Annotated in this window: 5 protein-coding genes; all 5 read left to right on the plus strand. The window is 48.8% G+C overall.

Going from position 1 to position 16,534, the window contains the following annotated elements:
* Nucleotides 1–21: 21 nt before the first annotated feature.
* From ACMXI2_RS10545 to ACMXI2_RS10565, 5 genes are read left to right on the plus strand one after another with little or no spacing between them, the layout of a single operon-like run.
* The gene (locus tag ACMXI2_RS10545) at nucleotides 22–8,943 is read left to right on the plus strand and encodes an Ig-like domain-containing protein (protein WP_483781555.1); all 8,922 of its coding nucleotides are present in this window, start codon (nucleotides 22–24) and stop codon (nucleotides 8,941–8,943) included.
* A gap of 10 nt (nucleotides 8,944–8,953) precedes the next feature.
* Nucleotides 8,954–9,310 carry a T9SS type A sorting domain-containing protein gene (locus ACMXI2_RS10550; protein WP_483781556.1) on the plus strand — a complete coding sequence of 119 codons (357 nt, stop codon included), beginning with the start codon at nucleotides 8,954–8,956 and terminating at the stop codon, nucleotides 9,308–9,310.
* Nucleotides 9,311–9,337: 27 nt separating this feature from the next.
* Nucleotides 9,338–13,447 carry a PKD domain-containing protein gene (locus ACMXI2_RS10555; RefSeq protein WP_483781557.1) on the plus strand — a complete coding sequence of 1,370 codons (4,110 nt, stop codon included), beginning with the start codon at nucleotides 9,338–9,340 and terminating at the stop codon, nucleotides 13,445–13,447.
* Between the two features lie 31 nt (nucleotides 13,448–13,478).
* Entirely contained in the window at nucleotides 13,479–14,483 is a 1,005-nt protein-coding gene (locus ACMXI2_RS10560) for a PorP/SprF family type IX secretion system membrane protein (RefSeq protein ID WP_483781558.1), read from the plus strand.
* 26 nt (nucleotides 14,484–14,509) lie between these two features.
* Nucleotides 14,510–16,507, plus strand: coding sequence for an OmpA family protein (locus tag ACMXI2_RS10565; protein WP_483781559.1), 1,998 nt, complete (start codon nucleotides 14,510–14,512; stop codon nucleotides 16,505–16,507).
* Nucleotides 16,508–16,534: the final 27 nt, after the last annotated feature.

Consider the following 16,534-nt stretch of genomic DNA (forward strand, 5'->3'; position numbering starts at 1 on the left):
CCAAAATTCAAATAACCTCATATGAGAAATTGTACTGTTCATTATCTATATAAAACAACATTACTTGTAGGAGTATTGCTGATGCTGGCATGCCGGCTATCGGCACAAACAGATATCAGCATTGGTCAGAGTACTTCCGGTAACACCAACACGGGATATCCGTGCCCGTTACAGGATTACTATGAAGGCACCAGGACGCAATACCTGTACCGCGCTTCAGAGCTGCATGCAGCAGGTATGAATGCCGGCGTTATCAGCGCGCTGAAATACAAGGTACTCAATCTCAATGGCACAGATACTATTGAGCAGTATACCATAAAAATTGGTACTACCCCCGATACTTCGCTCACCAACAGCGATTGGGTGCCCATCACCAACCAGGTGTTTGGTCCCGTTAGCTACCTCCCGCAAACAGGTACCAATGTTTTTCCCTTCGTCTCCGGCTTTTTCTGGAATGGAACAGATAACATTGTAGTGGAAATATGTAACGGCGCACCTGATTCAGATACGCGCCTTACCTATACAAACAACCCGGAAGTACCTTATACAACCGGGCTTCCGTTTAACGCTTCACATACCTATCGCTCCGACGGACTGAATTACTTATGTGGTACCACCAGTACCACTAATACCGGTTCCATGACCACCCGCCCGGATGTGATCTTTGCCTGGACGCCGGCCGTAGCCTGCACCGGTACACCCACCGCAGGAACAGCTACCGCCAGTTCATCAACCGTTTGTATGAACGGGCAGGTGACCATAACATTAGCCGGCACCACCATCGCTTCAGGTATTAAGTATCAATGGCAGAAGTCCGCTGATAATACTACCTGGGCCAACATGCCCAACGATACCACCAACCGGCTTGTAACCACACAACCGGTTACCAGCTACTACCGCTGTAACGTAACCTGTGTCACCTCTAATACTACTGTTACCTCCAATGCAGTAACAGTCACTTCCCCGCTGCCGGTGTCAGGCGTCTTTAATATTAATAAGGCTCTGCCCACCGGTGGTAATAACTTTGCCTCCTTTAATGATGCATACAACTTTATTAAGTGTGGTATCAATAACGCGGTAGTATTTAACGTAGCTCCAGGCAGCGGTCCGTATACCGAACAGCTGCTGATCACACCTGTGCCGGGCGCTTCTGCTACCAATACCATTACCTTTAACGGTAACGGCAATACGCTTACATTTGCAGGCACCTCGTCAGCACCGGCAGTGATCCGGTTGTCGGATGCCGACTATTTTACCTTTAACAACCTGGTAATTAAAACCGGCGGTACCAGCAACGGATGGGGCGTACACCTCACCAACGACGCGGATTATAACGCCATCAAAAACTGTACGTTCCTGTTGGATTCTACCGCCAGTAGTACCAGTAACGCAGGTATCGTCATCAGCAGCTCACTTACTTCGGCTACTACCACAGGAGAGGCTAAATGCGATTTTAATACCTTCTCTGATAATATTATCAACGGCGGGTACTATGGAATTGCATTAACGGGCAGCAATACCTTTGCAAATGGTAATAATAAAGTTACCGGTAATAAGATCAGTAATTTCTACAGCTATGGTATTTATGTAACCGGTTCCTTTAATACGCTGATAGAAAATAATACGATCAGCCGGCCGGCGCGTACCGGCGTAGGTACGTTTTACGGTATCTATTTTACAAATCTGAGTACAAAGGCAAACGTTACCCGTAATATCATCAGCAACCCCTTTGGTGGCGCACCCAACAGCACCAGTGCAGCTTATGGTATTTACTTCAGCAGTACCGATGCGCTCGCACAGCTGGAAAACGTGGTAAGCAATAATCTCATGTATAATTATACCGGTAAGGGAGATGCTTATGGTATTTATAATTCAGGGTCCGACAACGTTTGGTATTACCACAATACGGTCGCGCTGGATGGAACTTCTACTACGGGAACTACCTATACCGCCCGCGGCTTTTATCAAACATCCAAAGCCGATGGTATCGAGTTTTTAAATAATCTCATTGCTGTAACGCGCGGTGGTGGAGGCAGTAAGTATTGTATTTACTTTAACGCTACCAACGGTACTATTCATGCCAACAGGAATGATTACTACCTGGCGGCCAGCGGCGGTACCAGCAATGTAGGCTACTTTGGCGCCAATAACGCGGCACTCCTCGACTGGCAAACTGCTTCTACACAGGATAGCAACTCGGTAAGTTCCAATCCGCTGTTTGTATCTGTCAGCACCGGTAACTATCAGCCGGCGAATGCTTCTATCGATAATAAAGGTCTGCCGGTGAATATTACGGTAGATATTAATAATGCTGTAAGAAGCGCCTCCACACCTGATATTGGTGCATATGAGTTTACACCCGGCCCATGTATTAACCCGCCGCTGGCAGGTAATGCGCAGGTAAGCCCATCGGTGATTTGCGTAAACAGGAAAGTGGCTTTATCACTCGCCGATAATTCTATTGGCCTCGGGCAAACCTATCAATGGCAAAGGTCAGCCACCGCCACAGGCACGTATACCAACATCGGTAATGTGCTCACCAATCCTGATACAGTTATCACCGCGGTTACAACATCCTATTACCGTGTAGCCGTTACGTGTAGTGGTAATACCGCTTACTCACAGCCAATACTGCTTACCGTAAACCAGGCATTCCCCGGCGGAGGCTATACCATCAATAAAAACGCACCGGCCAGCGCCACTAACTTTATTAGCTTCAACGCTGCCAAAGCGGCTATGGAATGCGGTATACAAGGCCCCGTGGTGATGAATGTGGTAGCCGGCTCTGGTCCCTACCTGGAACAGCTGATCCTGGATTCTATCGCAGGCACGTCTGCTATTAATACCATCACTTTTAACGGTAACGGTAATACGATAAAATTTGCACCTGCTGATAATAATGAAAGAGCGGTGATAAAACTGCGTGGCGCAGATCACATCACATTCGACAGCCTCACCATAGATGCTACCAGCGACGACTATGGCTACGGTGTGCAAATGCTGAATAACGCAGATAGCAACACCATCCGCCGCTGTAACATCATCATCGATCAAACCGGTACCTATAACGAGTACGCAGGTATTGTGATCAACGGCAGCGAATCCAGTCCCACCACCGGTACCGGTAACGATTGTGATGGTAACATCATCACAAAAAATACCATTACCGGCGGATACAATGGTGTGCTTATCTATGGTGCTACTGCTTCTATTGCTACCCGCAATACCATTAGCTACAACATCATAAAAGAGTTTTATGAAACAGGTATTACGGTAAGCTATACCACCAACACCCTGATAGATCATAATGATATCTCCAGACCGGGCCGTGCCAATAACAGTTACTCCGTGTATGGTATCAGCGTTGATAATAAAGGTGCAGATGTGGTGGTGAGCAACAACCGTATCCACAATCTGCTGGGTGGCGCACCAAACAGTACCTCTACTGTTTACGGTATGGAGTTCTCCTATGCAGATGCAACTGCCAGCAACCCGGCCAAAGTTTTCAATAACGTGATCTATGATTTCCGTGGTCAGGGTACGCAGTATGGCTTCTCCAGCTACAGCGCCGACTATGTGTACTACTATCACAATACTGTTGCGCTGAACGATCTTAAGAATACATCTTCCAACGGAACTACCGGCTTCTATCAGTCAGGTACTGCTACCGGCATCCAGTTCTTTGATAATATTCTTGATGTCAGCAGATCCGGTAAAGGAAACAGAACCGGTTTAACCATTGGTACCAGCACCACAATCACCTCCAATTACAATGATATTTATGTAAAAAGCAATTTTAATACTGCTTATATAGGTGGCAATTATCCTACGCTGGCAGCGTGGACAGCGGCCACCAAACTGGATAGCAATTCCTTATCCATCCAGCCTGTGTTTGCAGATCCTGTTGCAGGGAACTACGCCACCGTTATTTCTCCGCTGGATAATACCGGTAAACCGGTAGGCATTACCACGGATATCCTCGGTGTAACGAGGAGCTCCACCAAACCGGATATGGGCGCTTACGAAGTGAGTGTTCCAAATTGCAGTAAACCAGTAGTGCCGGGTACTTCAACCGTATTCCCGCTTACACCGGTGTGTATGGGCACCGATATCAAACTGGACCTCACCGGCAATAGTACAGGAGGCACGCAAACCTACCAGTGGCAACGTTCTGCTACTGCTGCAGGCCCGTGGGTAATTGCCAGCGATTCACAATATGTGAGCGTATTTAATACTACCATCGGGGTAGAAAACTACTACCGCTGCTTAATTATATGCGGAGGTACGGACAGTGCTTATTCTACCGTAGTAAAGGCTAACCTGAATCCGCCACTGCTGGCAGGTACTTATACCATCAATCCTGCGGCGCCTACCAGTCTTACTAACTTCCAGTCGTTCAGCAGCGCTGTATCCAAACTCGAATGCGGTATAGCCGGTCCCGTTACTTTCCTCGCAAAGGCTGGCGCCTATACAGAGCAGATCACCATGCATCACATCCCCGGTGCTTCTGCAGTAAACAGGGTAACCTTCCGGAGTGAAACAAACAGCGCCGCCGCCGTAACGCTTACCTACACCGGCACATCTGCCTTGAATTATGTGTTGCAGCTGGACAGTGTGGATTACGTTACCTGGAGAGCTATCACCATTAAACCGGCAGGTACCACCAACGCAAGAGCAGTGGTATATGCGAAAGCATCTTCGTATGATAGCATCGTAAACTGTGCCATTCCTTTGCCGGTTAGCACCAGCACCGGTACTGCCGTAAGTGGTGTGTACGCGGATGAATGCATCGGTACTGGTAACGTGATCACAGGTAATACCATCACCAATGGCTCGAACGGTGTTTACTGGGAAGGCGGTTACAGCGCTATCGCACGTGGACTGGTACTGGATAGCAATATTATAGAGAAACCGTATTCAAATGGTTTGTATGTGGAGTATGCCGACAGTCTCATGATCCGGCGCAACCAGGTGAACCTCGGCGGCAATATGGCTGCTGATGCTTATGGTATCCACACAGATAACACTAACGGATACACGATTTCAGGGAATAAAGTTAAGGTGACTAATACCACCGATGATGTTCACGGAATATACCTCTACTATGCTACTTCCGATGCCGGTGTGAAAGGCATTGTATCCGGAAACCGTATTACAGCAAGAGGAAACATTACCGGGGAAGTCCGTGCACTGGAACTTTACCAGGCAGACGGAGCCACCGTTACCAATAACGTGATCAGCGTGAAAGCGAATGGAGTAAACGCCTACGGTATTTACAGCGAAAGCAGCTCCAACCTGAATTACTATAATAACTCGGTACTGAACAGTTCCACTACCACCGGCGATAACTACGCTGCGTACTTCAGGCATACTGCGTCTTACTATGGTAATGTTAAAGTGAAGAATAACATTTTTGCTTCAGATACCAGTGGTGTCGCCATGTATATCGCCAACCCGTTGTACATGAAGAGCGATTATAACACCTTGTATACAAAAGGCACTGTGCTGGTGAAACAGCTTACGCCTGCGGGTAGCTATGCTACATTGCATGACTACATCACCGCAGATACCCTGGACATAAATTCTATTGTATACAAACCAGCATTTACAGATGATACCACCCTGCAACCTGCCATTGCTATCCCGGATGTATGGGCAATTCACGGTCGTGGTGTGCAGATAGAAGGCAACGATAAGGACATCAACGGCGTTGCCAGGGCGGTTAAGCTTACAGATGGCGTGCCGGACATGGGCGCTTACGAATTCCTGCCTGCGTCGGTCCCCCCGGTACTCCCGGCATTCCCGGCTGCACCAGCTCCGGGCGTTACCCAAACATTTATGTTTGGTACAGATACAGTAACAAAAATTACCTGGAACCCGGGTACGGCTATACCCAATAACATAGCGGTAAGACGCTATTCGGGCATTAAGCCGCCAAACCTGGCTACCGGCAGGGACTTTATGTATTTCTATACCGATGTGGATGTAACGCCGGCTAATGGTCAGTATAACTTCAACATCGATCAGTTCTATATCGATCCGTGGCAGGGCTATATCAGGCGCCAGAAGGATATCCGGATGGGCCGCACCGATAGCGCCAACACATGGATAGTAGATTCGCTGAGCCATGTATATGATATCCCGAATGTGATCAGGGATAGCTCGGTACACTTCCTGGATAAATTTACCGGTCTTAATGGCGGTACGGCTACTTCACAATTGTTGCAGCCGGCCGACAGCTCCAACCGTGGTACCCGCTTCTGGGTAGGTTATGGTCATCACCAGTTCTTCTCCGGGGATAACTCGCAGAACATGGTGCTGTACCTCAATGCACAGGATTCCTCTAACGTAACAGTACGTATTAATGGTACCAGTTGGGAAAGGGTGTATCACATTCCTGCCAACAAAACCATCACTACTGAAATAATACCAAAGACCGGCCTGAGCGATGCCCGCCTGATAGAGGAAGGATTATCTGATAAAGGCATCAGCATTGAAAGCGATGTGCCCATTGTTGCCTACGCACATATTTATGGCAGTGCCTCTTCCGGCGCCACCATGCTGCTGCCGGTAGGTACCTATGGCTATGAATATGCGACCCTGTCGTCCAGGCAGAATTACAGCACAGACACCTATTCCTGGTTCTATGTAATAGCAGACTATGATAATACAAAAGTGGAAATCACGCCTTCAGTGCCTACGCTTGCAGGTAAGCCTGCCAATACAACGTTTACGGTTACACTGAATAAAGGAGAAGTGTACCAGGTATTGGGCGCTATGATGCCTGGCGGTGGCAGCGAAGGCTACGACTTGTCCGGCAGTCATGTGAGATCAGTGATTAATGAAGATGGAAAATGCTACCCGATGGCGGTGTTCTCCGGCAGCAGCCGTACCGGCATTGGCTGCGGCATCGAAACCGGCGGTTCAGGCGATAACCTGATCCAGCAGAACTTCCCGTCGCAGGCATGGGGCAGAAAGTATCTCACAGCGCCTACTTCCACCAGCGGATCGGCCAGCTCGTTCATGACCAACATCTACCGTGTGCTGGTGAAAGACCCTGCCACTGTAGTGAAAATAAACGGCGCCACTTTAACGGGCCTGATCAACAACCGGTTCTACCAGTTTGAAAGCGGCACGGCTGATAATATTGAAGCCAACCAGCCCATCATGGTAGCACAGTATATGTCCTCCAGCGGAAGCTGCCCCAACACCAGCGGCAACGGGGATCCGGAAATGATTTACCTGAGCCCGGTAGAACAGGGTATTAAAAAGGTAGGACTGTACCGCAATACACAGGAGGCGATCACTGTCAACTATCTTACCCTCATCATACCTACGGGAGGTGTGTCTTCCCTGCAGATTGACGGCAGTGCTACTTTTGACCACACTTATCCGCATCCTAACGCTGCCGGATATACGGTAGTGGTGAAACGCTGGCCGGCTGCTCCCGCGCAGTGTGTTGTAACCAGCGACTCTGCCTTTACTGCAGTCACCTACGGCCTTGGCAGCGTGGAAAGCTATGGTTATAACGCTGGTACGCTGGTGAAAAATCTGAACATACTGCCTTCATTTAATAACGTAATGAATAACAGTGGTCAGAATAACACCTACACCTGCGCCAAAACACCATTCCGTTTCTCTATGCTCATACCGGTGAAACCAACGGCGATTACCTGGAAATTCAGCCAGGTAGCCAGCCTCGCGCCTAAAACCGATATCGTGCAAAACAACCCGGTACCAGTGGATTCTGTGATCAGCAACGACCGCAAATACTATCGCTTTACCGTACCGGCTGATTATATCTTCAGCAAACCAGGTTTGTATGAAGTACCTATCCTGATTTCACATCCGGATATAGAAAGCTGCAGTAACAGTTTTGAAAGTATTCTGCAGATAAAAGTAATCCCTGCGCCGGTGGTTGATTTCAGTATTGACTATACCGGATGCCTGAACGACGGCGCCCTGTTCAAAGGCACCGCCACTACCAGCAACGGTGTTGGTATCAGCACCTGGAAATGGAGCTTTGCCGACTCAACAGTGTCGTCTGCAAAAGATACCCTGAAGTACTTCAGATACCCAGGTGTGAAAGAAGTGAAACTGAGCATTGTGGCAGCAGAAGGTTGTGTGGGCGATACTACCAAAGAAGTAGAAGTGTATGCGCCCGCTGTGGCACAACTCGTGAAAGACGCTATGACTGTATGTAACGGCACTGATGTTACCCTGTCTGCAAAGAACCCTGAACCCGGCGTGTTGTACAACTGGTACGATGCCCCAACAGGCGGTAACCTGCTGCATACCGGCAACGACTACACGATTAACAACATTGCCGCCGACGGCAACTACTACCTGGAAACGCTCACACACGGATGCCCCGGACTGGCACGCGCCAAAGCCATTGTGCATGTATTGCCGGTTCTGGAAACACCGGTGGTAACGGTCGACAGCGTAGGCGTAAACATGATCCGCTTTAAATGGAAGGCAGTTGCCAATGCCACCGGCTACGAGGTATCCCTGGATGGCGGTACCAGCTGGACATTGCCAACTTCCGGCAGGGAAGGACTGGTGCATATCGTCAACGGATTACAACCGGTGCAGACAGTGAAACTGATTGTGCGTGCAAAAGGTTGCGAAGACAAAGCATCACTGCCTGCAGAAGGTAAAACCTTACCTGATGGCATCTATATCCCGAATACGTTCACACCTAACAACGATGGCAGGAACGATGTATTGCTGGTGTATGGTTATATCATCAAACAGCTGCACATCACCATTTTTGACCAGTGGGGTGAAAAAGTATTCGAATCCAATAACCAGTCTGTAGGCTGGGATGGCAACTACAAAGGAAAGGCATTGTCTTCCGGCGTATACATCTATGTATGTCATCTTACCCTTACAGATGGAAGTAAAACAGAGAAGAAAGGAGTTATTAACCTGATCCGCTAAAAACAGTTATATGAAAAAAGTAAGCATAGCGAAGTTGTTACTGTTAGTCATTGGGTGTTGGATGTTGCATTGGCCTTGCGCCAATGCAACTATCCGGCCCATGCGCCAGGATATCGACAGCCTTTTAATGTTACAGCGATCCGTGAAGGTGTATCCCAACCCGGTTGTTTCTTCCCTCACCATACAATCACGTAAATCCATTCAACAACTGGTACTCTACGCGATGGATGGCAAAACCATCAAGCGTGTAGCCGTTACCGGTAAAAACAACCAGCTGGATGTACAGGATATCCAGAGAGGAGCTTATATGCTGAATACCATTTTTGCAGATGGTACAACGACGTCGAAGATGATCATCAAACAATAATCATTTCAATATGAAAAATTGAAAAAGATGTCAACCAAACTAATATATATAAAGCGACTTTGCCTTGCCATATCCCTGATCCTGTTTCAGTTCGTAGCCGATGTTGCATACGCCCAGAATCTTTCCAATAAAGGGAAAGATTTCTGGGTGGGCTACGGACACCACCAGTTCATGGAAATGGGACAGAGCAATAGCCAGGAAATGATCCTGTACCTGAGTGCAGAGCAACCTGCCACGGTTACGGTGAGCATTACCGGCACCACCTGGACGCGCACTTATAACATCCCGGCCAATACTGTTATTGCTTCTGACCTGATCCCCAAATCGGGCGCTATAGATGCACGACTCTATTCCCTGCCGCCATCTTTCGGCGGTACCGGCGGTGAAGGCGTTTTCACGGGTAAGTCTATTCACATACAAAGTACCGTGCCCATTGTTGCCTATGCGCATATTTATGGCAGCGCCTCTTCCGGTGCTACCATGCTGATGCCGGAGGAAACATGGGGCTATTCCTACATTTCTGTAAACAGTATGCAGAACTATGCAAACGACTGTTTCTCCTGGATGTTTGTTATTGCGAACCAGAATAATACCGTAGTGGAAATTACGCCTTCGGTATTAACCCGTAACGGGCGTCCTCCCGGCGTACCTTTCACTGTTACGCTGAACCGCGGCGACATTTACCAGCTGGTAGGCGCCTCGCTGGGTGGTGGCGCAGGCCGGGAACTGACTGGAACTACCATTAAATCGATCGGTAACCCAATGGGACAGTGTTATCCCGTGGCGGTATATTCCGGCAGCAGCCGTACGGCCATCACCTGCAATAACTCCAGCAGCAGCGGGGATAATAATATCCAGCAGATCTTCCCGTTCCAGGCATGGGGGAAACGTTATCTCACCGCACCAACGTCAGAAGATGATATGCCGTCTACCCTCCAGTATAATATTTATAAAGTAGTGGTGAAAGATCCTGCTACTGTTGTAAAAAGAAATGGCGTTACCCTTACCGGTCTGATCGCGAATTCCTACTATGAGTTTGTTAGCAATACCGCCGATTATATAGAATCCGATAAACCGGTACTGGTGGCGCAGTTCATGTCATCCTCCGGCGCCTGCGGCAATACCGGCGGATTAGGTGATCCGGAAATGGTGTACCTGAGTCCTATTGAACAAGCCATCAAACGGATTGGTTTTTACCGGAACGACCGGGAGTTTATACAAACCAACTATCTTACCATGATCATTCCCACGGCAGGCGTTACCTCGCTCAGGATTGACGGCAGCCCGTTGTTCGACTTCTCTTATCCGCATCCTAACCTCAACGGTTATACGGTGGTCATTAAAAGATGGCCGGCCACACCAGCACAATGTATTGTGAGCAGCGACTCTGCCTTCACCGCGGTGACCTATGGCCTTGGCAGCGTGGAAAGCTATGGTTATAACGCCGGTACGCTGATCAATAACCTCAACGCCGTAGGCTCTATTCACAACAGTTATGATACCTCTAAAACGTCGAATGATTTTACCTGTACCAATACGCCCGTGCAATTATCCATTTTAATGGCGTACAAGCCTACAAAAATGGTATGGCGGCTCAGCACACTCGGCACAGCCATTACGCCAAATGCAGATGTAACAGACAATGCACCGGTAAGTACCGGCACGGTACTGATCAACGGGATCACTTATTATAAATACTCTTTACCGGGTACTTACCAGTTCAGCGCCATAGGAGAGTACGATGTCCCGGTGATGTCCACACATCCGAGTATTGAAAACTGTAACAACACGGAGAAGGTGGGATTCACGGTATTGGTGAAAGGAAAGCCGCGTGCGGTAATGACCTACGCCTATACCGGGTGTACACTGGATACTGTTTATTTTAAGGGAGATACAAGCCTGAAGGACCCGCTGATCGACCGCTGGCAGTGGGAGTTCCCGGGAGCGGTGAAAGACAGTGGCATACAGGTGGGAAAAGTATTTCCTGTTGGCAATGCTGCCGTAAAGCTAACGGTAATTTCAAGGGATGGTTGCGTGGGAGATACTTCTTTCCAGGTGGCTGCAGTGGCTAAACCGGTAGCGTCATTTACTACTGATGCCGCCGCGTTATGCGAAGGTGGGGCGTTGAAGATCACCGATAACGCTACCTACGGGGGTACGGCGCCCTTAAAATCGTGGTACTGGAGCTTTGGTAATGATTCTGTATTGAATGCCACTACCGGCGCCGTACAAATCATTACTTACAAAGATCATAACACTTACACCATAAAACACGTAGTGAAAGTAAGCAACCTTTGTGTGAGCGACACCGTTTCAAAAACGGTTACGGTATACGCCAAACCCAATCCGCTCTTCGCTTATCCCGGCGATTGCCTGCCGGTAGGCGGCCTGGTACAGTTTACCAGCGGCGCAGTAGTACCTGATGCACAAACTATCAGTACACACGCCTGGAACTTCGGGGATGCCTATGCAACAACTGCGAACCCGAATACCTCGGTGGCAAAAGATCCTACGCATGCCTATACGAAGTTTGGCACTTACTCCATTAAGTATAGTGTAACTACCGATAAAGGCTGTACGAAAGATACTACGGTAACGGCTACTTTTAAACTGAAACCTCAACTGGCTTATGCTGCGCTGACCGGTGTTTGCGTAAACGCGCCCGGTACCATAGCAGTAGGCAAAGCCACTATACAAAATGGCGTGGCCGGTAAAGGTTATTACCGTGGCCCGGCTACGGATTCAACAGGTAACTTTACACCTGCCACGGCAGGCGCCGGCACGCATACCATCTGGTATGTGTTTACCACCGACAGCGGCTGCACCGATTCTATTTCCACTACGCTGGTGGTGTATCCTAAACCTGTAGCTGCGTTCACCGCGACAGCAGGTTTGTGCCTGGGGCAGAGCGCCGTTTTTACTGACCAGTCTGCCATCTCCGCCGGAAACATCACCAACTGGAAATGGGACCTGGACAATGGCACATTGAGAAATAACACCAATAACAATCCGTTTACCATCACTTATCTGAAAGACAGCAACTACCTCGTGAAACTGGTGGCGGTGAGTGATCATAATTGCATCAGCGATACCGCCAAAGCCATAGTGGCCGTGCATGAGCTGCCGGTAACAGACTTCACCTTGCCTGCTAAAGTATGTATGCCGGATGGAACCGCTGCGTTTACCAATCTAACTACGGCGAGGGATAAGTCGACCCTTTCTTATCAGTGGAGTTTCGGCGACGGTGGCACAGGCTCAACAGCAAAAGATCCTACCTGGCAGTATAAAGCCTTTGGGCCGTTTAATGTGAAACTGGTGGCCACTACCGCCTATGGTTGTAAAGATTCGGCCACTAAAACATTAAGCGCCTTCTTTGGTCAGCCGGTGGCCTCCTTTAAAGTAACGCCGGATACCCTTTGCCAGGGCGCCGATAATGTGTTTACCGATCAGAGTACAGATCCTACCGGAACCATTAATAAATGGGAGTGGAGCTTTGGTGATGGCTCTACTTCTACTGAACAACACCCGGTAAAAAAATATACCGCACCTGGTGAATACAGTGTGCAGTTGCAGGTAGCAAATCAGTCGGGTTGCGGATCCTCTGCCTATAGCAGTAAGGTGATCGTATACCTCCAGCCGGTGATAGATGCCGGACCATCCTTTGTTGTGCCACAGGGTACTATTGTGAGCTTCAAGCCTGTGGCCAACGATTCGGTGAACCTCACTTTCGCCTGGGACCCTGCTGCCGACTTCCCTGATCCTACGGTGTTGTCGCCGGTAATTCCCGCCATGCACGATGCCACTTACACGCTTACTGCCATCGGCAAACACAGTTGTATGGCACGTGACGCCATGACGGTGAAAGTACTGAAACCCGTTGCGCCGCCAAATGCTTTCTCTCCAAACGGAGATGGTGTGAACGATACCTGGATCATCAGCAACCTGTCTGATTATGCGGAAAGCACCGTGGAAGTATTTAACCGCTATGGACAAAGGATATATCGCTCCACCGGTTATAGTGTACCGTGGGACGGCCGGTTCAAAGGCAACCAGCTGCCACTGGCTACTTACTATTATGTAATTAAGCTCAGGGCAGGTATGGCGCCTATCACGGGCTACGTAACTATTATCAGGTAAAGTAAATCATTCACATAAAATTGTATTGTAAATGAGAACGATCATTGCAACCTTATTCATCTTTGCTGCCACTGTATGCTCCGCTACCCGGTTAATGGCGCAAACCGATCCCCATTTTTCCCAGTACTACGTATATCCGTCGTGGTTAAACCCTGCGCTTACCGGTGTATTTGATGGCGACTACCGCGTGGCGGCAATTTACCGTACCCAGTGGGGAAATATCAGTCCGTTTAAAACATATGGCATAAGCGGGGAGATACCCACTGCAAAGAATATTAATATAGGCGCCAGCGTATTAAATCAAACTGCCGGCGATGGCGGCTACAATTATACCACCGCTTATGTAAGCGCTGCCTATACCGGTGTGAAGCTGGACGCTTCCCATTACCACCAGTTAAACTTTGGCTTGCAGCTGGGCTTTATCCAGCGCCGCTTCGATCCTTCCAAGCTCACCTATGGCGAGCAGTGGAATCCTGTTACCGGGTACAACCCCGGCAACCCGGTATCGGATGTGCTTACCCGTAACTCGGCTGCCTCCTTTGATGCGGGCGCAGGAGCTTTGTATTATGATGCTACCCCCGGGAAGAACTTTAATATCTATGGTGGCGTATCCGTTATGCATCTCACAAAACCACAAGACCAGTTCAGCGCCAAAGGAGATGCCCGCTTCCCCATGCGCTTTAATGTACACGGCGGTGTGAAATTAACATTGTCTGAAATACTCAGCATTACGCCCAACTTCCTGTTCATGCAACAGGGCCCTGCACAGGAAAAAATGATTGGCGCCTATGGGCAGTTGAACGCCGCTGCGGGAACGGATTTCCTGCTGGGAGTAAACTACCGGTATAAAGATGCAGTGACTACACACGCGGGATTCATCTATAAGAACATGATGCTCGGCGCCAGCTATGATATCAATACATCTGATCTCAGCAAAATGGCGCATGGCTCCAACAGCTTTGAAATATCCCTTACGTTCATTGGTCGCAGATCGGTAAGAACACCGGATGTAGAATTTGTTTGTCCACGATTGTAATCAACTTTTAAAAGCAACAGGATCTCATGAAAAAAATATTATTTACTTCCGCATTGCTGCTATCGGGTATGATGTCGTTTGCGCAATTTACCTATAACTACCTCAAAGCGGCGGATCAGTACTACAGTAAAGAAGACTACAATTCAGCGGCTACCTATTATGAAAAGTACCTGGGCTCCCGCACCAAAACGGTGAAGCCCGATACCTACAAACCGTATGCGGCCGTGTCTGTGGTAAAGAATAAAACAGTAAAAGTGAGCAGTGAACAACAGGCAGTGTATAAGCTGGCAGAAAGTTACCGCAATCTTCATAACTATGGTAAGGCAGCGCCTTATTATGAATCCGTGATGGAGCTGGATAAAACCAGTTTTCCGCTGGCATCTTATTACTATGCGGTTTCCCTGCGCGCGCTGGCTAAATATGAAGAGGCCACACAGGCGTTTAAAAATTTCCTGGACGGCTATACCGCTAATGATAAATTCACGGAAGCGGCTAAACGCGAATTACAGAACCTGGAATTTATTACGGGGCAGCTAAATAAAAAAGATCTGTCGGAGTACAGCGTAAAGAAGGCGCCTCCTGCGTTAAATACCACCGGCGCCAGTTATGCGCCTTTGTGGAGTAACGGTAGTACCCTCATCTTTACCTCTACCAGGCCGGATAGTTCTTTTCAAAAAAATCATACCTATATCAACCGCTTATATACTGCCGGCTATGAAGCCGGGCAGGTATCCGGTATTCGCCTGTTAAAGCTGGATCAGCCGGAAGGACTACACCAGGGCGCTGCGTGTTTATCGCCCAACGGGGAGCTGTTATTCCTTACCCGCTGGCACATTGATCATGGCAAAAAGGTATCGGCTATTTATGTGTCGCGTAAAAACGGCGATAACTGGAGCGACCCGGTAGTGATGGATGCGCTGGTGAATTCAGCAGGTAATAATACCCAGCAGCCGTATTTACTGGAAGATGGTAAAACATTGTTATACGCCAGCGACAGGGCCGATGGTTACGGTGGTTTCGACTTATGGTATGCCACCATTGATGAATCGGGCAAACCCTTGCAGACAGCTAACCTGGGAGAAGTGATCAACACCGCCGGCAATGAACAGGCGCCATTCTATCATGCTGCTACCAAAACGCTGATCTTCTCTGCGGATAACCGCGTAGGCATGGGAGGGTACGACTTCTTCTCCAGCAAAGGAAATGTAGGTGCGTGGAAAGCGCCGGTGAACATGGGGTACCCGGTGAACTCTGTGAAAGATGATATTTATTTTACCAGCAGAAGTAATAATAAAAACCTGTTGGATGAAGTGCTGCTGGGTACCGACCGCGCCGCAGAATGTTGCCTGGAGCTGTTTTTTGTACATAAAAACCGTCCGCCAAAACAATTAAGCGGTATTGTGGTATCCTGCGATAACAATACGCCGCTGGCAGGGGCCGCCATCAACGTAATAGATACCATCAGTAATAAAGTGGTATACACGCATACCACCGCCGCCGACGGCAGTTATGCTTTTACCGTGGAAGATTTTTTACCGTTAAAAGCAGTAGCTAACGCAGATGGTTATACGACAAATGCCCAACAGATAACCGTTCCGCTGAACGAAGACACCGCCGCCATGACAGTGCCGGTATTGTGCCTGACGAAGCTGGTTACACCGGAAGCGCCGGTAGTACTGGAAAACGTGTATTACGATTTCAACAAGGCTACGTTACAGGATGGTTCATTCCCTTCATTGGATAAACTCGCGGAACTGCTGGCCGCCAAGCCGGATATGCACATAGAGCTGAGTGCGCACACGGATAGCAAAGGTAAGCCCGCCTTTAACCAGCGCCTGTCCGAAGCACGTGCGAAAACCTGCGTGGAATATCTCGTAAGCAAAGGTATTGACCGCTCCAGGCTTACTTATATAGGCTATGGCGATACGCGGCCGGTAGCGCCCAATACCCTGGAAGATGGTAGTGATAATCCGGAAGGACGGCAGAAGAACAGGAGAACGGCATTTACCATCATTAAAAAGTAACAGCCCGGCTGTTTAACCCAAAATCAC

It is taken from the genome of Chitinophaga sp. G7 BAM 1005 (assembly GCF_057126945.1).

Excerpts from the sequence above, each read along its gene's own strand:
- ACMXI2_RS10545 (WP_483781555.1), top strand. The coding sequence starts at position 22 with ATGAGAAATTGTACTGTTCATTATCTATATAAAACAACATTACTTGTA.
- ACMXI2_RS10550 (WP_483781556.1), top strand. The coding sequence starts at position 8,954 with ATGAAAAAAGTAAGCATAGCGAAGTTGTTACTGTTAGTCATTGGGTGT.
- ACMXI2_RS10555 (WP_483781557.1), top strand. The coding sequence starts at position 9,338 with ATGTCAACCAAACTAATATATATAAAGCGACTTTGCCTTGCCATATCC.
- ACMXI2_RS10560 (WP_483781558.1), top strand. The coding sequence starts at position 13,479 with ATGAGAACGATCATTGCAACCTTATTCATCTTTGCTGCCACTGTATGC.
- ACMXI2_RS10565 (WP_483781559.1), top strand. The coding sequence starts at position 14,510 with ATGAAAAAAATATTATTTACTTCCGCATTGCTGCTATCGGGTATGATG.